Raw genomic sequence first — 19,512 nt, forward strand, 5'->3', positions numbered from 1 at the left:
CACGCGACCAGGTTCGACCCGAAAGCCGGCCCGCCCATACGGACCGGCTAGCGTTCAGACCCAGCCGGCCGGATTCGCGAACGGCTTGTTATCGTACAGGTACAACCAGCCTTTGATAATACGGTACAACATCCATATGCTGACGGCCCACAGCACCGGAATGCCGATCACGACGAGCAGCAGCAACGCGCCGATCGCGTAACCGACAAGGCCCAGCCAGAACGTGCGGATCTGCCATTCGAAGTGCGCTTCGTACGGCGTGCCGGCTACGTCTGGCCGCTTGATGTAGTTGATGATGATCGCGATCAGAATGGTGAGCCCGCCGGTCAGCCAGTGGACCGCGTAGAGCGCGTACAGCACGTGCGTGAGCGTGCGCAGGCTGCGCTCGCGTTCAGGCTCCATCGCGTGGCGGTAGACCGGCGGAGGGTAATTTCCTTGCGGCTGTTCCATGCTTGCGTCCTCCCGAACGTGCAGTTACCGCTATATAGGCGTCGGCATGCGCGACTTCAAGCGGAAACGCCAGATTTCCGCTTCGGTTGCTCAGTCGCCGTTCTCCTCGCGCTCGCGGCTCTTGCGCAGCGCCTTTTCCTCGATGCCCGACAGGCCTTCGCGCCGCTCGAGTTCGGCGACCACGTCGGCGGGGCTCAGATCGAAATGCGACAGCATCACGAGGCAGTGGAACCATAGGTCCGCGACCTCGCCGACCAGCGCCTTCGGCGCGCCGCCGTGGCGCGCGTCCTTCGCGGCCAGCACGACTTCGGTGGCTTCTTCGCCGATCTTCTTCAGCACCGCGTCGTCGCCCTTGTGGAACAGGCGCGAAACGTACGAGATGTCCGGATCGCCGCCCTTGCGGCTATCGATCACCGCCGCGAGGCGCAGCAGCGTGTCGAGCGTGGAAGCCTCGGCGGACGACGGGTTTTGCGTGGATTGCGTCATTTGTAAATGTGTTCGGGGTCTTTCAGCACAGGTTCGACGGCCTGCCAGTCGCCGTCGTCCACTGAGCCTTCGAATTTCTGGAAAAAGCACGAGTGGCGGCCGGTGTGGCACGCAATGCCCGACACCTGTTCGACTTTCAGCAGCACGACGTCTTCGTCGCAATCGAGCCGCACTTCATGCACATTCTGCACGTGGCCCGACTCCTCGCCCTTGAACCACAGGCGCTGGCGCGAGCGCGAAAAATACACCGCGCGGCCGGTCTCGACGGTCTTCGCGAGAGCCTCGCGGTTCATCCACGCGAACATCAGCACGTCGTTCGTCGACGCTTCCTGCGCGATCACGGGCACGAGGCCGTTCGCGTCCCACTTGATCTTGTCGAGCCAGTTCACTGCCGAGGGGTTCGTCACGTCACAACCTCACCGAAATGCCCTGGTCGGCCATGAAGCGCTTGGCCTCGCCGACCGTGTGTTCGCCATAGTGGAAGATGCTCGCGGCGAGCACGGCGTCCGCGTGACCGCTCTTGATGCCGTCGGCGAGATGCTGCAGATTGCCGACGCCGCCCGAGGCGATCACCGACACCGGCACCGCGTCCGAGACCGCGCGCGTGAGCGCAAGGTCGAAGCCGCTCTTGGTGCCATCGCGATCCATACTGGTCAGCAGGATTTCGCCGGCGCCGAGCTCGGCCATCTTGCGCGCCCATTCGACCGCATCGAGGCCGGTCGCCTTGCGGCCGCCGTGCGTGAACACTTCCCAGCGCGGCGTCTCGCCATCGGCCGACACGCGCTTCGCGTCGATCGCGACGACGATGCATTGCGAGCCGTATTTGTCGGTCGCGTCCTTCACGAGCTGCGGGTTCGCGACCGCCGACGAGTTCATGCTGATCTTGTCCGCCCCCGCGTTCAGGAGGCGCCGCACGTCTTCGACCGCACGCACGCCGCCGCCGACCGTCAGCGGAATGAACACCTGCGAGGCGACCGCCTCGATGATCGGCAGGATCAGGTCGCGCTGATCCGAGGTCGCGGTGATATCGAGGAACGTGAGTTCGTCGGCGCCCTGATCGTCGTAACGGCGCGCGATCTCGACCGGGTCGCCCGCGTCGCGCAGTTCGACGAAGTTGACGCCCTTGACCACGCGGCCCGCGGTGACGTCGAGACAGGGGATGATGCGTTTAGCTAGAGCCATGATCGTGCAAATCTGCCAATACCGCTGATGAGGCCGCTCGCTTGCAGGCAAGCGGCACGGTGCCGGCGCGAGCGGTTGCATCGCGCCGCGAGTGGGTGCCCGCCGGAAGCTGGAGCGATTCCGGGTACGTGATCGTGCGACGCGCGCTACCGGCAAGCCGTCGCTCGAGCGAGCGTCGCAAGCCGAAGCCGTGCTTAAGCGTCGTCCGCTTCGCGCAGCCGGTCCGCGAGCGTTTGCGCGGCTGCGAAGTCGAGGTCGCCCGAATAGATCGCGCGGCCACAGATCACGCCTTCGATGCCCTCGCCTTCGACTTCGCACAGCGATTCGATGTCCGTGAGGTTCGACAGCCCGCCGCTCGCGATCACCGGAATCTTGACCGCGCGCGCGAGGCGCACCGTCGCTTCGATGTTGATGCCTTGCAGCATGCCGTCGCGGCCGATGTCGGTATAGATGATCGACTCGCAGCCGTAGTCCTCGAACTTGCGCGCGAGGTCGGCCACTTCGTGACCGGTCAGCTTGCTCCAGCCGTCGGTCGCGACCTTGCCGTCTTTCGCGTCGAGACCCACGATGATGTGGCCGCCGAACGCGGTGCACGCGTCCTGCAGAAAGCCGGGGTTCTTCACCGCGGCCGTGCCGATGATCACGTACGACAAACCGTCGTCCAGATAGCGCTCGATCGTGTTCAGGTCGCGGATACCACCGCCCAGCTGGACCGGAATCTCGCCGCCCACTTCATCGATGATCGCCCGGATCGCATCGCCGTTCTTCGGCTTGCCGGCGAACGCACCGTTCAGATCGACCAGATGCAGACGGCGCGCGCCGCGGTTGACCCAATGTCGGGCCATTGCCGCCGGTTCCTCGGAGAAAATCGTCGCCTGGTCCATATCGCCTTGTTTGAGGCGTACACACTGACCATCTTTCAGGTCGATGGCGGGAATCAGCAGCATAGCAATCGGGTGTTATCTGGGAATGGGTTGAAGGTCGGCGGCAGCGGCTGGCGAGTTAGCCCGCCGCAACGCCGTCCCGCTAGTTTAGTACAACTCTTTCGGCGCTCCAGCGGGGCGCCGATCGGATGCGGGACCGCGGCGCCGCGCGACGTGCGCGCGGCAACGGGATAAAGAAAGGCGTTCACGGGTTCCAGTGCACGAAGTTGCGATACACGCGCAGACCCGCCTCAGCGCTCTTTTCAGGGTGGAATTGGGTGGCGAAAATGTTATCCCGCGCTACCGCCGAGGTAAAGGGCACGCCATAGACCGTCTCGCCCGACGTATGCGCCGGGTTGTCCGGCACCACGTAGTAGCTGTGCACGAAGTAGAAGAACGCGTTGTCGGCGACGCCGTCCCATAGCGGATGCGGCTGCGCCTGGCGCACGCGGTTCCAGCCCATCTGCGGGACCTTGAAGCGCGAGCCGTCGTCCTGCACCTGGCCTTCGAGCTCGAAGCGCACTACCTTGCCGGGCAACAGACCCAGACCCGACGTATCGCCCTCGGCGCTCCAGTCGAACAGCATCTGTTCGCCGACGCACACGCCCATCAGCGGCTTGCTGCGCGACGCCTCGACGACCGCTTCCTGCAAGCCGGACTCGGCGAGACTGCGCATGCAGTCGGGCATCGCGCCCTGGCCGGGGAGCACCACGCGGTCGGCCGCGCGGATCGCTTCGGGACGATCGACGATCGCCACGTCCGCTTCCGGCGCGGCCTTGCGCAATGCCTGGGCAACCGAGCGCAGGTTGCCCATTCCGTAATCCACAATCGCTATCGAAGTTTTCATTTCAAGTTTGGCCGCTCTGCCTTCAACCGATCGACGCGGCTGCGCGACGTCGAACGACGCGCCGGCTCGCGCGGACCTGCTCGATGAATTGCCTGACGGAAATCGCTCGAAGGTGAGTGGCCTAAAGACGTTGGTGGCGATGAAACCGGTTAAAGGCTGCCCTTGGTCGACGGAATCTGCCCGGCCGCGCGCTCGTCGAGTTCGACCGCCATACGCAGCGCGCGCCCGAATGCCTTGAACACCGTTTCGAGCTGATGGTGCGCATTGATGCCGCGCAGGTTGTCGATATGCAGGGTCACGCCGGCGTGGTTCACGAAGCCGCGGAAGAATTCAATCGACAGATCGACGTCGAACGTGCCGATGCGCGCGCGCGTGAACGGCACGTGGAATTCGAGGCCCGGACGGCCGGAAAAATCGATCACGACGCGCGACAGCGCTTCGTCGAGCGGCACGTACGAATGACCGTAGCGGCGAATGCCCTTGCGATCGCCGATCGCCTTTGCAACCGCCTGGCCGAGCGTGATGCCGGTGTCTTCGACCGTATGGTGGTCGTCGATATGCAGGTCGCCATGCGCTTCGATCTCGAGGTCGAATAGCCCATGGCGGGCGATCTGGTCGAGCATGTGGTCCAGGAACGGCACACCGGTGGCCAGCTTCTGCTGGCCGGTGCCGTCCAGGTTGATCTTCACACGGATCTGCGTTTCGCTGGTGTTGCGAACGACTTCCGCAAGGCGCATGGCAATTCCTCGAATCTGGCTTAAAAGCGCTAGTAATGTGGGGTGGAGAAAATGGCGGGCTGCTCGGTGCAGCCGCTCAGTGCGGCGGATTACCGCAACACGAGCTTCAGACCGGCGAGCAACTGGGTGTTCTCGTCAGGCGAACCGACGGTCAAACGCACACAATTAGCCAGCAATGGATGCATTTTACTCACGTTTTTGATCAAAACCCGTGCCGTTAGCAGAGTTTCGAACAGTACCGACGCATCCGGCACCCGCACGAGCAGAAAGTTGCCCGCGCTCGGGAACACTTCGGCGCCCGGCAGCGCGGCCACCGCCCGCGCGAGCTTCTCGCGCTCGTCACGCAGTTGCGCGGCCTGCGCGTCGAGCACGCCGATGTGGTCGAGCAAAAAATCGGCCGTGGCCTGCGTCAGCACGTTGGTGTTGTACGGCGGACGCACCTTGTCTAACTCGTTCAGCCAGGCGGGCTTGCCGACGAGGTAACCAAGGCGGATCCCGGCGAGGCCCAGCTTCGACACCGTGCGCATTACGACGACGTTGTCGAACTGGTCGGCGCGCGGCAGCCAGCTCTTCTGCGCGAACGGCTGATACGCCTCGTCGATCACCACGAGGCTCTTGCCCGCCGCGACGATGATGCGCTCGATGGCGGCGTCGTCGAACAGCGTGCCGGTGGGGTTATTCGGATACGCGAGATAGATGATCGCGGGTTCGTGCTCGGTGATCGCCGCCAGCATCGCGTCGGTGTCGAGCGTGAAGTCGGGTTTCAGCGGTACGCCGACGAATTCGAGATTCGCCAGCTTCGCCGACACCTGATACATGACGAACCCCGGCACCGGTGCGAGCACCGTCGCACCCGGCTTCGAGCATGCGACCGACATGATGCTGATGATTTCATCCGAGCCGTTGCCGAGCAGCACGTCGCAACCCGCCGGCACGCGCATCACGTGACGGATGCGCTCGATCAGCTGCTCGGGGCGCGCTGCCGGATAACGATTCAGCGCGACGCCGGCCAGACGCTCGCCGAGATGCGCGGCGAGTTCCGGCGGCAGCGGAAACGGGTTTTCCATCGCGTCGAGCTTGATGAAGCCGGTGGCGTCCGGAACCGGATAGCTCGTCATTGCGAGCACGTCGCTGCGGATGATGTCTTGAGGTGTCGTCATAGCTTCGGTGGCCGGCCCGTGCGCAGAACGCCGGAGCGGGCGTCGTCGGCGCAGGGCCGCTCGGGTTGGTCTCTATCGTAGTTATTGAACGGCCGGATGGGCGCGATCCGTCGCTATAGGTGATCCGCCTCAGCCGCGTTCGTTGCTGTTCTGCCGCATCCGGTATTCGGCGCTGCGCGCGTGCGCCGGCAGACCTTCGCCATAGGCGAGTTCGGCGGCGATCTCGCCGAGCGTCTGCGCACCTTCCGCGCTGACCTCGATCAGGCTCGAACGCTTGAAGAAATCATAGACGCCGAGCGGCGACGAGAACCGTGCGGTGCGCGACGTCGGCAGCACGTGATTCGGACCCGCACAGTAGTCGCCGAGGCTCTCGCTCGTGTAGCGGCCAAGGAAGATCGCGCCCGCGTGGCGGATCTGCTGCGCCCACTGATGCGGCTCCAGCGCCGAGATTTCGAGGTGCTCCGGCGCGATGTCGTTGGCGATCGCGCAAGCCTCTGCCATGTCGCGTACCTTGATCAGCGCGCCGCGGTTTTCGAGCGACGTGCGGATCACTTCGTGGCGCGGCATGGTGGGCAGCAGTTCGTCGATCGCTTCCTTCACGCGCGCGATGAACGCGTCATCCGGGCACAGCAGGATCGACTGCGCGAGCTCGTCGTGCTCAGCCTGAGAGAACAGGTCCATCGCGACCCAGCGCGGATCGGTCGTGCCGTCGCACAGCACGAGGATTTCCGACGGCCCGGCGATCATGTCGATGCCGACCGTGCCAAACACGCGCCGTTTCGCCGACGCGACATAGGCATTGCCGGGGCCGCAGATCTTGTCGACCGCAGGCACGGTCCGCGTGCCGTACGCGAGCGCGCCCACCGCCTGCGCGCCGCCGATCGTAAACACGCGATCGACGCCGCCCAGCAGTGCCGCCGCGAGCACGAGCGGATTCTTTACGCCGTCGGGCGTCGGCACGACCATCACGATTTCGCGCACGCCGGCCACCCGCGCCGGAATCGCGTTCATCAGCACCGATGACGGATACGCCGCCTTGCCACCCGGCACATAGATTCCCGCGCGATCGAGCGGCGTGACCTTCTGGCCAAGCACGGTGCCGTCCGCTTCCGTGTACTGCCAGCTATGGCTGCCGCACTCGATCTTCTGCTTCTCGTGATAGCCGCGCACACGCGCCGCCGCCGCTTCGAGCGCCGCACGCCGCTTCGGCTCGAGACTTTCGAGCGCCGCTTCGAGCTCCGACATCGGCAGCTCAAGCTCGGCCACGGCTTTCGCATCGATGCGATCGAAGCGTTTCGTGTACTCGAGCACTGCCTCGTCGCCGCGCGCCTTCACGTCGTTCAGAATCTGCGCGACCGAGCGCTCGATGGCTTCGTCTTCGCTCGCCTCGAACGCGAGCACCGCGTGCAACGACTTGTGGAAGTCGCTAGCGGTGGAATCGAGTTTGCGAATCTTGATAGACATACAGGTATCCGTTTCGGTAAGGCGCTCAGTCGCAGCGAGATCAGAGTGCCATCGTCAGTCAGGCCGCCGGGGCGCCGGCTTTCGACGACGCATTGGCAAACGCGTCGAGAATCGGTCGCAACGCAGCGCGTTTAAGCTTGAGCGCCGCCTGGTTCACGACGAGGCGCGATGAAATCTGCATGATCTCCTCCACCTCGACAAGATTGTTCGCGCGCAGCGTATTGCCCGAGCTGACCAGGTCGACGATCGCGTCGGCGAGACCGACCAGCGGCGCGAGTTCCATCGAACCATACAGCTTGATCAGATCGACGTGAACGCCCTTGGCGGCAAAATGCTCGCGCGCCGTTTCAACGTACTTGGTCGCGACACGCAGACGCGCGCCCTGACGCACCGCGTTCGCGTAATCGAAACCCGCTGCGACCGCGACCGACATGCGGCAACGCGCGATGTCCAGATCGACCGGCTGATACAGGCCGCTGCCGCCGTGTTCGAGCAGCACGTCCTTGCCGGCCACGCCGAAGTCGGCCGCGCCGTACTCGACATAGGTGGGCACGTCGGTCGCGCGCACGATGATCACGCGCAGGTTCGGGTCGGTGGTCGGCAGGATCAGCTTGCGCGACGTTTCCGGATCTTCCGCGACTTCGATGCCGGCCGCCGCGAGCAACGGCAGCGTTTCCTCGAAGATACGCCCTTTCGACAACGCGAGCGTGAGCGGCGCGCTCACCGCCGGCGACGACGACGTTTGCGGCATCGAACTCATGCCTGGCTCCCGGACACGCGGCGCACCTTCGCGCCAATTGCGTTGAGCTTCGCTTCCATGCGGTCGTAGCCGCGATCGAGGTGATAGATGCGGTCGATCAGCGTCTCGCCCTCGGCGCGCAGCGCGGCGATCACGAGACTCGCGGACGCGCGCAGGTCAGTGGCCATTACCTTCGCGCCGGAGAGTTTCTCGACGCCGTTCACGAGAGCGGTGTTGCCGTCGATCGTGATGCTCGCGCCGAGGCGGTTCAGCTCCTGCACGTGCATGAAGCGGTTTTCGAAGATCGTTTCGACGACCTGCGACGTGCCTTCCGCGATCGTGTTGAGCGCCATGAACTGCGCCTGCATGTCAGTCGGGAACGCCGGGTATTCGGAGGTGCGGAACGTCACCGCGTTCGGACGCTTGTCCATGCGTACGCGCATCCATTCGTCGCCTTCCTCGATCGAAACGCCCGCTTCGCGCAGCTTTTCGGTGACGGCTTCGAGCAGCAGCGGGCGCATCTTGCGCAGCGTGACGTTGCCGCCGGCTGCCGCGACTGCGCACAGGAACGTGCCCGCTTCGATGCGATCCGGAATCACCGTGTGCTTCGCGCCGTGCAGCTTGTCGACGCCCTGGATCACGAGGCGGTCGGTGCCGATGCCGTCGATCTTCGCGCCCATCGCGACGAGTAGATGCGCGAGGTCGACCACTTCGGGTTCGCGCGCGGCGTTCTCGATGATCGTCTCGCCTTCGGCGAGCACCGCTGCCATCAGCAGGTTCTCGGTGCCGGTCACGGTGATCATGTCGGTGACGATACGCGCGCCCTTCAGACGCTTCGCGCGCGCCTCGATGAAGCCGTGCTCGATCGTGATCTCGGCGCCCATCGCCTGCAGACCTTTGATGTGCTGATCGACCGGACGCGCGCCGATCGCGCAGCCACCCGGCAGCGACACGCGCGCGTGACCGAAGCGCGCGACGAGCGGACCGAGCACGAGGATCGACGCGCGCATCGTCTTCACCATCTCGTACGGCGCGACGAGGTTGTCGACCTTCGACGCGTCGAGCGCGACGCGACCTTCGCCGGCTTCGATACGCACGCCCATCTGGCCAAGCAGCTTGAGCATCGTGCGCACGTCCTGCAGATCGGGCACGTTGTCCAGATGCACCGGATCGGCGCTGAGCAGACCCGCGCACAGGATCGGCAATGCCGCGTTCTTCGCACCCGAGACGACAACTTCACCGGAGAGCGGGTAGCCACCTTCAATGATGAGTTTATCCATGCCTGTCGGTTCCTGATCGGCCCGGTTCGCGCCCGGACCTGCCTTGAGTGTGTTCGGCGCGCCGCTAGCGGCGTCGCGCCCTTCCTGAGTAATTCGCACTAAATTTCCAGATTACGCGTTCTGCCATTCGGCGGGCGTCAGCGTCTTCATGCTGAGCGCGTGGATTTCTTCGCGCATGCGGTCGCCGAGCGCCGCATACACGAGTTGATGGCGCTGGATCAGGCGCTTGCCTTCGAAGTTCGGCGAGACGATCGTCGCAAAGAAATGCTGACCGTCGCCTTCGACTTCGAGGTGCTCGCACGCGAGTCCAGCCGCAATGTACTGTTTGACCTGTTCCGGGGTCGGCAACATGAGAGAAGCTCCTCGTCAGTGGCGCAGCTTGTAGCCGGAGGCGAGCATGCGCATCGCCACGACGGCCAGCACCACGAAGAAACCGGCGACGATCGCGAGGCTCACGAGCGGGTCGATATCCGACACGCCGAAAAAGCCATAGCGAAAGCCGTCGATCATGTAGAAAAACGGATTGAGCCGCGATACTTCGCGCCACACGGGCGGCAGCGTATGCGTCGAGTAGAACACGCCCGACAGGAACGTGAGCGGCATGATCAGAAAGTTCTGGAACGCGGCGAGCTGGTCGAACTTCTCGGCCCAGATGCCGGCGATCAGACCCAGCGTGCCGAGGATCGCCGCGCCGAACATCGCGAACACGATGATGTAGAGCGGTGCGGTAAAGGCGAGCGGCACGAACCAGATCGTCACGATGAACACACCGAAGCCGACACACAAGCCGCGAGCGACGGCCGCGAGCACGTAGGCCGCGAATATCTCGTAGTGCGACAGCGGCGGCAGCAACATGAACACGAGGTTGCCCGTGATCTTCGACTGGATCAGCGAAGAAGAACTATTCGCGAACGCGTTCTGCAGCACGCTCATCATCACGAGTCCCGGAACCAGGAAGCTCGTATATTCGACGCCCGGATAGACCTGCACGTGGCCGCGCAGCGCGTGGCCGAAGATGGTCAGGTACAGCAGCGCGGTGATGACCGGCGCGAGCACGGTCTGGAACGATACCTTCCAGAAACGCAGCAGTTCTTTGTAAAACAGCGTGCTAAATCCACTGTAGCCGCTCATGCAAGCCCCTCGATCACTTCCGGACCGTTCATCACCTGAACGAATACGTCTTCGAGGTCGGCCTTGCGGACCTCGATTTCGTCGAATGTACAACCGGCCGCGCGGCATTGCGCGAGGATGCGCTCGACGTCGTCATAGCTCGTCAGGCGCAGCAGATGCTGCCGGCCGTTGCCGTTGGCCGCGCCGCCTTCCGCCTCGAGCGGACGCAGCTCGGCGGGCAGCACGCCCTGCGCGAAACGCACGAACAACTGCATGCCGGCGAAACGCTGCAACAGCGTGCTGGTGCGATCGAGCGCGACGACCTCGCCACGGCGCAGCATCGCGATGCGGTCGCACAGCGATTCGGCTTCTTCGAGGTAATGCGTGGTCAGCACGATGGTGTGGCCTTCGCGATTCAGGCGCGAGATGAACTTCCACAGCGTCTGACGCAGCTCGACGTCGACACCCGCGGTCGGCTCGTCGAGCACGATCACCGGCGGACGATGCACCAGCGCCTGCGCGACCAGCACGCGGCGCTTCATGCCACCCGACAGCGCGCGCATATTCGCGTCGGCTTTCTCGGTGAGATCGAGATTGGCCATGATCTCGTCGATCCAGGCGTCGTTGTTGCGCAGCCCGTAGTAGCCCGACTGGATGCGCAAGGTTTCGCGCACCGTGAAGAACGGATCGAACACGAGTTCCTGCGGCACCACGCCCAGCGCGCGGCGCGCGTTGCGGAAGTCGCCGACGACGTCGTGACCGCGCACCGCGATGCTGCCTTCATCGGCGCGCGCGAGACCCGCGAGAATGCTGATGAGCGTCGTCTTGCCCGCGCCGTTCGGACCAAGCAGTCCGAAGAACTCGCCTTCTTCGACCGTGAGGCTGACGCCCTTGAGCGCCTGCAAGTCCTTGTAGCGCTTCTTGACGTTACGAATTTCTATGGCTGACATGACTATGGGCCGCGTGCGTCGCGGCGCCCGAAGTAGCCCCGATGGAGCCTGGGGACGAGCAAATGCTGGAAGAAACGGAACCGGGGCCGATTAGGGGCCAGTTCAACGCCCCAAAAAAACGTTTGATTATAGGGCAAAAACTGATGCCCCCGGCCTGGCCGGAAGGAGGGAGACGACGCTAGAGGAGCGTCAATGTCGCGCTGACGCAACCATGCTGGATGCGGCAGGAGTCAGGAGAGTATCGACGCCGTAGGCTTGCGCGAGACTGGCGAGACCAGCCGGCAGATTGATGATTTCAAACTTGCCGCCGCGCGCCGCCGCGACCCGCACCCACGCGAGCAGCACGGCGAGCGCCGACGAATCGAATTGCTTGAGCGGCGCGCAATCGACGCCGCGCGCGCCCGCCGCGATACGTTGCAGACCCGCCGCGAGCGCGGCCTTCGCGCTCTCGTGGGTCAGCGTCGCACCACTGTCGAAGCGGTTCGCGACCGGGTTCAGCACGTCGCTCACGACTGCTTGCCCGCGGCGAGTTGCTGATTACGCTGCGTGAGGAACTGGATCAGTCCGTCCACGCCCTTCTGCTGGATCTGCTCGTTGAACTGCTGCTGATACGCCTGGATCAACCACGCGCCGAGCACGTTGATGTCATACACGCGCCAGCCTTGCTGCGTCTTGTACAGGCGGTAGTCGAGTTCGATCGGCTGGCCGTTGTTCATGACGACCGAGCGCACCACCGTGTCGGTGTCGTCCGGGTTCATGCGGAACGGCTTGTACTGGATCTGCTGGTCGCGCACCTGCGCGAGCGCGCCCGAATAGGTGCGGATCAGCAGCATCTTGAACTGCTCGACCACCTGGTTCTGTTGCTCGGGCGTCGCGGTGCGCCAATTGCGGCCCATCGCGAGCTGCGTGGTGCGGCGGAAGTCGGTGTACGGCAGGATCTTTTCGTTGACGAGAGCCGTGATGCGCGTGATGTCGCCCTGCTGGATCGACTTGTCGTTGCGAATCGCGTCCATCACCTGCTGGGTGACGGTCTTGATCAGCGCTTCAGGCGAGTTGGTGTCCACGGTTTGCGCCGATGCGCCCACGCTGACGAACGAAAACAACGCGGCAAACAACGGAATCAGGAAGAATTTTTTCATATCGAGCTTTGCCTCAAAAATAGTGCAACGGTTTGAAGCGACCTTATCACGCGAGTTCGACGGCAATCCATGCGCAAACTGCGAGAGTCGTATCGATCTGTTACGGCTGCACGTTCAATGCAATCTGAAGGACGGGAAGTTGAAGTGCGTGGGTGGCACCAACTGACCGGCCGGAATCTGCGTGGTTTCGGGGCCGCCGTTCATGTCGAGCGGCGGTGTTTCGGTGCCCGATGCGGGCTCGGGCGCTGACGCGCCCTGCGGCGGCGGCACGGCCGCGCCGGATGCCGGAGCCGCATTGCCAGCAGCACCCTGCGCGCCCGTCTCGCCTTCGTCGTACTTCGGCAGCGGCGCTTCCTCGTCATAGTTCGGCAGTTCCTGCTGGCGCCGACCACCAGCAGACAGCAGATACTGACGGCGCTGCAGATAAGCGTTGCGCACGAACGAGTATTTGTCGAGCGCGGCGCCTTCCAGCACCTCGCCCGCGCCGAGCAGGTTCGCACGCGTGTTGACGATGTTCAGGCCATACAGCGCCCAGCTCAGGCCCGGCGGATCGATGTAGCTGATCGGGTTCACGTAGTAGTTGCCGATCGAGCCGACCGCATCGCGCACCGTGCTCGGCCCGAACAGCGGCAGCACCAGGTACGGACCCGGCGGCACGCCATAGTGGCCGAGCGTCAGACCGAGGTCATTCTCGTGCTTGGGCAGCTTCGCGAGCGTCGCGACGTCGAACAGGCCGCCGACGCCGAACACCGTGTTGATCACGATCCGCATGATGTCCGACACGCCGTCGGCGATGCGCAGTTGCAGCAGGTTGTTCGCCGCGATATAGACGTCGCCGATGTTCGAGAAGAAGTTCGTTACGCTGTCGCGCACCGGCTGCGGCGTGGCCCAAACGTAGCCCTTCGCGACCGGTTTCAGCGCGTACTGGTCGATCTTGTCGTTGACGGTGAAGATCGTGCGGTTCAGCCCTTCGAACGGATCGCCCTTGGTGGGTGTCTGCACGGTCGTGCAACCGGCTAGCAGCGCAGCCGCCACCGCGACCTTGCCGAACTGTAGGACGCGCGCGCCGCTGCGCCCGGTCTGCAGTGTCGTCTGCATCGTAGTTCTCCTTGTTGGCCTTACTGGCCGGCAGCGCCGGAGGCCGGCGCGCCAGGCGCCGGTGCAGGGACCGATGCAGCGGGCTTCGCCGCGCCGGAATCCGCGGCCTTGCTATACAGGAACTGGCCGATCAGATTTTCCAGCACGATCGCCGATTGCGTCATCGAGATCGTATCGCCAGCCTTGAGCATTTCCGAGTCGCCACCCGGCTCGAGCCCGATGTACTGCTCGCCGAGCAGACCCGAGGTCAGGATCTTCGCCGACGTATCCCGCGGAAACTGGTACTGCTTGTCGATATCGATCGTGACGAGCGCCTGGTAGGTGTTGCTATCAAAGTCGATCGACGCGACCCGGCCGACCGTCACGCCCGCGCTCTTCACCGGCGCGCGCGCCTTCAGCCCGCCGATGTTGTCGAACTTGAGCTTGACCGGGTACGTTGCCTGGAACGACAACGAGCTCATGTTGCCGGCCTTCAGCGCAAGAAACAGCAACGCCACGAAACCCAGCACCACAAACAGGCCGACCCAGAAGTCGAGAGCATTCTTTTTCATCGTCATCCCAAAGTGAATCCGCCGCGCCGCCGCCACTTCCCACTGTGCACGGCGCATCATGAGCCGCCGACAGCCGGCGCGCTGCGCGGTCTTAACTGAACATCAGTGCGGTCAGCAGGAAATCGAGCCCGAGCACCGCGAGCGAGGCATACACGACCGTGCGGGTCGTCGCGCGCGACACGCCTTCCGGCGTCGGCTTCGCCTCGTAGCCCTGAAACAGCGCGACGAAGGTCACCGCGAGGCCGAACACCACGCTCTTGACGACCCCGGCCCCGACATCGCGCCACACGTCGACGCCGCCTTGCATCTGCGACCAGAACGCGCCGGCATCGACGCCGATCAGCAGCACACCCACCACGTAACCACCCAGAACGCCAACCGCGCTGAAGATCGCGGCGAGGACCGGCATCGAGATAATGCCGGCCCACAGGCGCGGCGCGATGACGACTTTGACCGGATCGACGGCCATCATTTCCATCGCGGTGAGTTGCTCGCCCGCCTTCATCAGGCCGATCTCGGCGGTAAGCGACGTGCCCGCGCGGCCGGCGAACAGCAGCGCCGTCACGACCGGCCCGAGCTCGCGCACGAGCGACAGCGCGACCAGCAACCCGAGCGCCTGCTCGGAGCCGTAGCGGTTCAGCGTGTAATAGCCCTGCAGACCGAGCACGAAGCCGACGAACAACCCCGACACCGCGATGATCACGAGCGAATAATTACCTACGAAGTGGATCTGCTTCGTGACAAGGCGCGGGCGGCGCAGCAGCGGGAAAAATTCGAGCAGGAGGCGCAGGAAAAAGCGCGTCGCGTAGCCGGCCGTGCCGAGTCCGCTGAGCACCGCGCGACCAATCGTGCTGATCATGACTGGCCTCCGCCGATGCCGAAGTCCGCCGCGAGCGGCGCCTTCGCAGGATAGTGGAATCTGAACGGGCCGTCCGGCGCGCCGTCGATGAATTGACGCACGGTCGGATCGGTCGACGCGCGCAGCTCGTCCGGCGTGCCTTCGGCGAGCACGCCGCCGTTGGACAGGAAGTACACGTAGTCCGCGATCGCGAACGATTCCGGCACGTCGTGCGTGACGAGAATCGACGTCGCGCCGAGCGCCTGGTTCAGCGTGCGGATCAGATTCGCGGTGATGCCGAGCGAAATGGGGTCGAGGCCGGCGAACGGCTCGTCGTACATCATCAATTCGGGGTCGAGCGCGATCGCGCGGGCGAGCGCCACGCGCCGCGCCATGCCACCCGAAATTTCCGACGGCAGCAGGTCGCGCGCGCCGCGCAGGCCGACTGCGTTGAGCTTCATCAGCACGAGGTCGCGCAGCAGTTCTTCAGGGAGATCGGTGTGCTCGCGCAGCGAGAAGGCGACGTTTTCGAACACCGACATGTCGGTAAACAGCGCGCCGAACTGGAACAGCATGCCCATCTTGCGACGCAGCGCGTAAAGGCCTTCGCGCGTCTGCTCGCCGATGTCCTGGCCGTGGAACAGCACCTGGCCGCGCTGCGCGCGCACCAAGCCGCCGATCAGCCGCAGCACCGTGGTCTTGCCGCAACCCGAGCCGCCCATGACTGCGACGACCTGACCGCGACGAAAGCGCAGATTCAGATTCGACAGGACGAGCCGGTCGCCGTAACCGAAGTCGACGTCGCGCAGCTCGAGTAAGGTCTCGGGGGAGGAAGGCACCAAACTGACAGTCCTTTTACAGGGAAGGCCGAATTATAGGGCCATCATGCAAAAGCTGCCGTGAGGTGCCCCGTTCCTTGACTATGCCTAACGATTATTGCGTAAACGTGTGTTGCAGCGCGGAAACGGCGGCGGCCGGGTCGGCCGCTTCCGTCACCGCGCGCACCACGGCCGCGCAGCCGACGCCCGTGGCGAGCACGTCCGGCAGCACCTGCAGATCGATCCCGCCGATCGCGACGAGCGGCACCACCCCGTCGAGCAGCCGCACGTAGCGTGCGAGGCGCCGCAAGCCTTGCGGCGCGGTCGGCATCAACTTGGTCGTGGTCGGGAACACGGCGCCCAAAGCGATGTAGCTCGGACGGAAATGCAGCGCCTTCAGCATCTCGTAGAAACCGTGCGTCGATAGACCGAGCCGGACGCCCGCGCCGGACAGCGCGGACAGATCCGCGGTATGCACGTCTTCCTGGCCCAGGTGCACACCGTACGCGCCCGCCTCGAGCGCCGCCTGCCAGTGGTCGTTGATGAACACCTGCGCGTCGTGCGCGCGACCAGCCGCCACGCAGCGGGCGATTTCGCGCTTCAGCTCGTCAGCGGGTTCGGCCGACTTGCGGCGCAACTGCACCGTTTTTACGCCGAATCCGACCACCCGTTCGACCCAGTCCGCAGTCGGCAGTACCGGGTACAGACCGAGCCTTTCCGGGCAGCGCGGAAATGCCAGGGCGGGCGCGGCCGGCAGGCCGGTAAGGCGCGGAAAGCGGGCGAGGTCGGACGGGAACGCGTCGCCAGCGCGGGTTTCGTCGCCGTCGCGCCACGCGAGCGCGAGCACCAGCGCGTCGTGCGGATCGAAGCCGCAGTCGAGAAACGCGGCGAGCGCGGGGATCCAGTCTTCCGCCAGATGGCCTTCGAGGCCGTACTTCTCGCCGCCCAGATGCAGCGTCGCGCGGTTTTCCGTGGCGACGATCACGCCCGCGCCTCGCGTCAGCCAGCGCGCCACCTGCTCGCCGTGCGGCTGCGCGTCGGCGATCACGATCAGATCGCCACCGTTCGGCTCATCGGGCACGGTCAGGCAGATGCGCCACGGCGCGTGCGTCGATGGCCAGTCGCCGAGACGGGCGCGAATACGCTCCGCGGCTTCGATGAGTTCGTCGGCCGTCGGCCAGAACAGATCGCGGTCCTTCAGGGTCAACAACTGCGTCATGCGGCGCCTCCATCCTGATGCCAGAACGGCATGCCGACCACCGGCGTGCTCGCGTGCGCACTCTCGCGCTCGGCCATCGGACCCGCGAGATACGCTTGCCGGCCCGCTTCCACGCCCAGCGCGAACGCACGGGCCATCGCGTCGGGATGCGTCGCCTGCGACACCGCCGTGTTCAGCAGCACGCCGTCGAAGCCCCACTCCATCACCTGCGCCGCATGCGACGGCACGCCGAGCCCGGCGTCGACGATCAGCGGCACGTCCGGAAGCCGTTCGCGCAGCACGCGCAGCCCGTACGGATTGATCACGCCCTTGCCGGTGCCGATCGGCGCACCCCACGGCATCAGCGCCTCGCAGCCTGCATCGAGCAGACGGCGGCCGATCACCAGATCTTCAGTGCAGTACGGCAGCACCTTGAAGCCGTCCTTGACGAGCCGCGCGGCGGCCTCGATCAGACCGACCGGGTCGGGCTGCAGCGTGTAGTCGTCGCCGATCAGTTCGAGCTTGATCCAGTCGGTCTCGAAGATTTCGCGCGCCATGTGCGCCGTCGTCACCGCTTCACCGACGGTGAGACAGCCCGCCGTGTTCGGCAGGAGCGGCACGCCGTGGCGCTTGAGCAGATCGAAGAAGCCGGCTTCGGCGTTGCCCTCGTTCATCTGACGGCGCAGCGCGACGGTCACCATGCCGGGGCGCGCGGCGTCGATCGAATCGGACAGCGACTGCAGCGACGGGTAGCGCGACGTGCCGAGCAGCACGCGGCTCGCGAAGGTTTGACCGTATAGCGTCAGCGCGTCGGCGGTCTCGTGAGAAGTCATTTGCATCATCCTGGTTTGCCGCCGCGGCAGGGCACCGACGGTGTTGCGGCAATGGGTTTTCGGCGACGGTGGTTGGTGTTCGGTGGGCCACAGGCTGGCGCGAGCGCGCTCAGCCGCCCGCAACCGGCTGCACCACGTCTAGCCGGTCGCCCGTTTGCAACGCGCGCGCCGCATGCTGCGCACGCGCGACGAAATCGCCGTTGAGCGCGACCGCGAACGGCGGACGCGCGCCAAAGGCGGCGAGTGCATCGGCGACAGTCGCACCCTCGGGTAGCGACAGCGGCTTCTGATTGATATGAATGTCCATGGTGTTCGAATACGGTTCAATCGATGGCGGAAGCGGCAGCGTGCGCGGCACGAAGGCCGCTACGCTCAGGCCGGCTCCCGCGCGAAATCCTGCTGGAACAGCTCGCTCCAGCGCGCCTCGCGCCGCCAGCCGGCGAACGCGTCGGCGTCGCCGACGCGGCCGTCGAGCAGCGCGCTCGCGAAGCGCACGGCTTCGTCGGCCACTTCGGGCGCGATCATATAGCCGTGCCGGTACAGGCCGTTCACGCGCAGCGTGCGCGCGCCGTCCCACAATAGCGCGGGGCGGTGGTCAGGCAAGGTCGGCCGGCACTGCGAATTGAGCTCGAGGATGCGCGCCTCGCCGAAGCCCGGATGCACCGAAAACGCGGCACTTAGCAGCTCGAGCGCCGAGCGCACGCTGACTGGTGACATGTCCTCGCCCTCGACCTCGGTCGCGCCGATCACATAGAGGCCGTTCTGCTTCGGCGCGATATACAGCGGGTAGCGCGGATGCAGCAGCCGCACCGGACGCATCAACTGCAGATGAGGCGCATGCACGCGCGCGACTTCGCCGCGGATGCCGCGCAGGGTCGGCAGCACGGGCTTCGCGCCGAGCCCGCGGCAATCGATCGTGATGCCGGCGTCGGGCAGCGACGCGTCGTCGATCGGCGTGTTCCAGTGCGTGTCGACGCCGCGCTCGGCCAGCCCCGCCGCCAGCGCGGACAGCACCTGGCGGTTGTCGAGCTGGCCTTCGCGCGGCAGCAGCCAGCCCTGGTTGAAGCGGCCGGCCAACGCGGGCTCGGTGGCGCCTAGCTGCGCGCCCGAAAGCGCGACGAAGCCGCCGTCGAGCAGTTCGGCCGGTGCGTTCGCGCGCACGCGGCGCTCGAACAGCGGAGCCTCAGTGCGATCCGCGTGATGCCAAACGACGAGCGTGCCGTTGCGCTGGAAAAACACCGGCTCCGGCAGTTCGGCGAGCACGCGCGGCCAGCTTTCGAGCGAACTCGCGCCGAGCCGCGTGATCAGCAGCTCGGCGCTCGCGGCTTCGGCGAGCGGCGCGAGCATCGCCGCGGCAACCCACGCGGCGGCCTGCGAACCAGCGGCATCGCCGCGCTCGTAGAGCGCCACGCGATGCCCGTCGCCAGCCAGGCGCCACGCGACCAGCCGGCCGCACAGGCCGCCGCCGAGCACGGCGAAATCGGGTCGGGCCGGACGGTTCATCGCGCGCGCTCCGTTCGACTGCGGTAGGCCATGCCAAAACGGCACGGCACGTCCGGGACGGCGTGACGACGGGGAAAATACATATCTGAAGAATAGGCGGTCATCGAGTCCTTTCCGTACGGCCAAAAACGCACGTACCCAGGACGAAACCGGCGGGTGAAGCCGGCCGGGCACTGCGCGCGCATGTCAGATGCGCTTGCCGCCCG

The 19,512-nt window shown here is 65.3% G+C and carries 24 protein-coding genes; all 24 read right to left on the minus strand.

Features of this window, described 5'->3' with window-relative positions:
* Positions 1-54 precede the first annotated feature (54 nt).
* Positions 55-450 (minus strand): DUF4870 family protein, encoded by a 396-nt coding sequence (locus L0U81_RS14215; RefSeq protein WP_233803646.1) that lies wholly within the window; start codon positions 448-450, stop codon positions 55-57.
* A 90-nt stretch (positions 451-540) separates the two neighbouring features.
* On the minus strand, positions 541-936 hold the full coding sequence (locus tag L0U81_RS14220; RefSeq protein WP_062128443.1) for a phosphoribosyl-ATP diphosphatase: 396 nt from the start codon (positions 934-936) through the stop codon (positions 541-543).
* Positions 933-1,343: a phosphoribosyl-AMP cyclohydrolase gene (gene hisI / locus L0U81_RS14225; protein WP_233803648.1), complete on the minus strand. Its 411-nt coding sequence runs from the start codon at positions 1,341-1,343 to the stop codon at positions 933-935. Before hisI ends, L0U81_RS14220 begins: the two co-directional genes overlap by 4 nt.
* A gap of 1 nt (position 1,344) precedes the next feature.
* Positions 1,345-2,118 carry an imidazole glycerol phosphate synthase subunit HisF gene (gene hisF, locus L0U81_RS14230; protein WP_062128440.1) on the minus strand — a complete coding sequence of 258 codons (774 nt, stop codon included), beginning with the start codon at positions 2,116-2,118 and terminating at the stop codon, positions 1,345-1,347.
* 194 nt (positions 2,119-2,312) lie between these two features.
* A complete protein-coding gene (hisA, locus tag L0U81_RS14235; RefSeq protein WP_233803650.1) occupies positions 2,313-3,065 on the minus strand; it encodes a 1-(5-phosphoribosyl)-5-[(5-phosphoribosylamino)methylideneamino]imidazole-4-carboxamide isomerase in 753 nt (250 codons plus the stop codon).
* A 181-nt stretch (positions 3,066-3,246) separates the two neighbouring features.
* On the minus strand, positions 3,247-3,888 hold the full coding sequence (hisH, locus tag L0U81_RS14240; RefSeq protein WP_233803652.1) for an imidazole glycerol phosphate synthase subunit HisH: 642 nt from the start codon (positions 3,886-3,888) through the stop codon (positions 3,247-3,249).
* Positions 3,889-4,037: 149 nt separating this feature from the next.
* Positions 4,038-4,625 carry an imidazoleglycerol-phosphate dehydratase HisB gene (hisB, locus tag L0U81_RS14245; RefSeq protein WP_013090696.1) on the minus strand — a complete coding sequence of 196 codons (588 nt, stop codon included), beginning with the start codon at positions 4,623-4,625 and terminating at the stop codon, positions 4,038-4,040.
* Between the two features lie 89 nt (positions 4,626-4,714).
* The gene (gene hisC / locus L0U81_RS14250) at positions 4,715-5,785 is read right to left on the minus strand and encodes a histidinol-phosphate transaminase (protein ID WP_233803653.1); all 1,071 of its coding nucleotides are present in this window, start codon (positions 5,783-5,785) and stop codon (positions 4,715-4,717) included.
* Between the two features lie 129 nt (positions 5,786-5,914).
* The gene (gene hisD, locus L0U81_RS14255; protein ID WP_233803655.1) at positions 5,915-7,249 is read right to left on the minus strand and encodes a histidinol dehydrogenase; all 1,335 of its coding nucleotides are present in this window, start codon (positions 7,247-7,249) and stop codon (positions 5,915-5,917) included.
* A 58-nt stretch (positions 7,250-7,307) separates the two neighbouring features.
* Positions 7,308-8,009, minus strand: a complete 702-nt coding sequence (gene hisG / locus L0U81_RS14260; RefSeq protein ID WP_230563848.1) for an ATP phosphoribosyltransferase — start codon at positions 8,007-8,009, stop codon at positions 7,308-7,310.
* Positions 8,006-9,268: a UDP-N-acetylglucosamine 1-carboxyvinyltransferase gene (murA, locus tag L0U81_RS14265; protein WP_233803657.1), complete on the minus strand. Its 1,263-nt coding sequence runs from the start codon at positions 9,266-9,268 to the stop codon at positions 8,006-8,008. Before murA ends, hisG begins: the two co-directional genes overlap by 4 nt.
* Before the next feature lie 111 nt (positions 9,269-9,379).
* Positions 9,380-9,619, minus strand: coding sequence for a BolA family protein (locus tag L0U81_RS14270; protein ID WP_008918725.1), 240 nt, complete (start codon positions 9,617-9,619; stop codon positions 9,380-9,382).
* A gap of 15 nt (positions 9,620-9,634) precedes the next feature.
* A complete protein-coding gene (locus L0U81_RS14275) occupies positions 9,635-10,399 on the minus strand; it encodes an ABC transporter permease (protein ID WP_233803659.1) in 765 nt (254 codons plus the stop codon).
* Positions 10,396-11,328: an ABC transporter ATP-binding protein gene (locus L0U81_RS14280; RefSeq protein ID WP_233803661.1), complete on the minus strand. Its 933-nt coding sequence runs from the start codon at positions 11,326-11,328 to the stop codon at positions 10,396-10,398. The genes L0U81_RS14275 and L0U81_RS14280 overlap by 4 nt, the downstream gene beginning before the upstream one ends.
* 189 nt (positions 11,329-11,517) lie before the next feature.
* Entirely contained in the window at positions 11,518-11,838 is a 321-nt protein-coding gene (locus L0U81_RS14285; RefSeq protein ID WP_233803663.1) for an STAS domain-containing protein, read from the minus strand.
* The gene (locus L0U81_RS14290; RefSeq protein WP_233803665.1) at positions 11,835-12,467 is read right to left on the minus strand and encodes an MlaC/ttg2D family ABC transporter substrate-binding protein; all 633 of its coding nucleotides are present in this window, start codon (positions 12,465-12,467) and stop codon (positions 11,835-11,837) included. The genes L0U81_RS14285 and L0U81_RS14290 overlap by 4 nt, the downstream gene beginning before the upstream one ends.
* A gap of 114 nt (positions 12,468-12,581) precedes the next feature.
* Entirely contained in the window at positions 12,582-13,565 is a 984-nt protein-coding gene (locus L0U81_RS14295) for an MlaA family lipoprotein (protein ID WP_233803667.1), read from the minus strand.
* Positions 13,566-13,585: 20 nt separating this feature from the next.
* On the minus strand, positions 13,586-14,116 hold the full coding sequence (mlaD, locus tag L0U81_RS14300; RefSeq protein ID WP_233803669.1) for an outer membrane lipid asymmetry maintenance protein MlaD: 531 nt from the start codon (positions 14,114-14,116) through the stop codon (positions 13,586-13,588).
* 91 nt (positions 14,117-14,207) lie between these two features.
* On the minus strand, positions 14,208-14,975 hold the full coding sequence (mlaE, locus tag L0U81_RS14305; RefSeq protein ID WP_233803671.1) for a lipid asymmetry maintenance ABC transporter permease subunit MlaE: 768 nt from the start codon (positions 14,973-14,975) through the stop codon (positions 14,208-14,210).
* A complete protein-coding gene (locus L0U81_RS14310; RefSeq protein WP_233803673.1) occupies positions 14,972-15,793 on the minus strand; it encodes an ABC transporter ATP-binding protein in 822 nt (273 codons plus the stop codon). Before L0U81_RS14310 ends, mlaE begins: the two co-directional genes overlap by 4 nt.
* A gap of 94 nt (positions 15,794-15,887) precedes the next feature.
* The gene (gene thiE, locus L0U81_RS14315; protein ID WP_233803675.1) at positions 15,888-16,991 is read right to left on the minus strand and encodes a thiamine phosphate synthase; all 1,104 of its coding nucleotides are present in this window, start codon (positions 16,989-16,991) and stop codon (positions 15,888-15,890) included.
* Complete coding sequence (locus tag L0U81_RS14320) at positions 16,988-17,803, minus strand: thiazole synthase (RefSeq protein ID WP_230563859.1); 816 nt, start codon at positions 17,801-17,803, stop codon at positions 16,988-16,990. The genes thiE and L0U81_RS14320 overlap by 4 nt, the downstream gene beginning before the upstream one ends.
* Positions 17,804-17,912: 109 nt before the next feature.
* Positions 17,913-18,110: a sulfur carrier protein ThiS gene (gene thiS, locus L0U81_RS14325; protein WP_026225709.1), complete on the minus strand. Its 198-nt coding sequence runs from the start codon at positions 18,108-18,110 to the stop codon at positions 17,913-17,915.
* A 65-nt stretch (positions 18,111-18,175) separates the two neighbouring features.
* Complete coding sequence (locus tag L0U81_RS14330; protein WP_233803676.1) at positions 18,176-19,306, minus strand: FAD-dependent oxidoreductase; 1,131 nt, start codon at positions 19,304-19,306, stop codon at positions 18,176-18,178.
* Positions 19,307-19,512 lie beyond the last annotated feature (206 nt).

This window comes from Paraburkholderia sp. HP33-1 (assembly GCF_021390595.1).
In the GTDB taxonomy this organism is placed as follows: domain Bacteria; phylum Pseudomonadota; class Gammaproteobacteria; order Burkholderiales; family Burkholderiaceae; genus Paraburkholderia.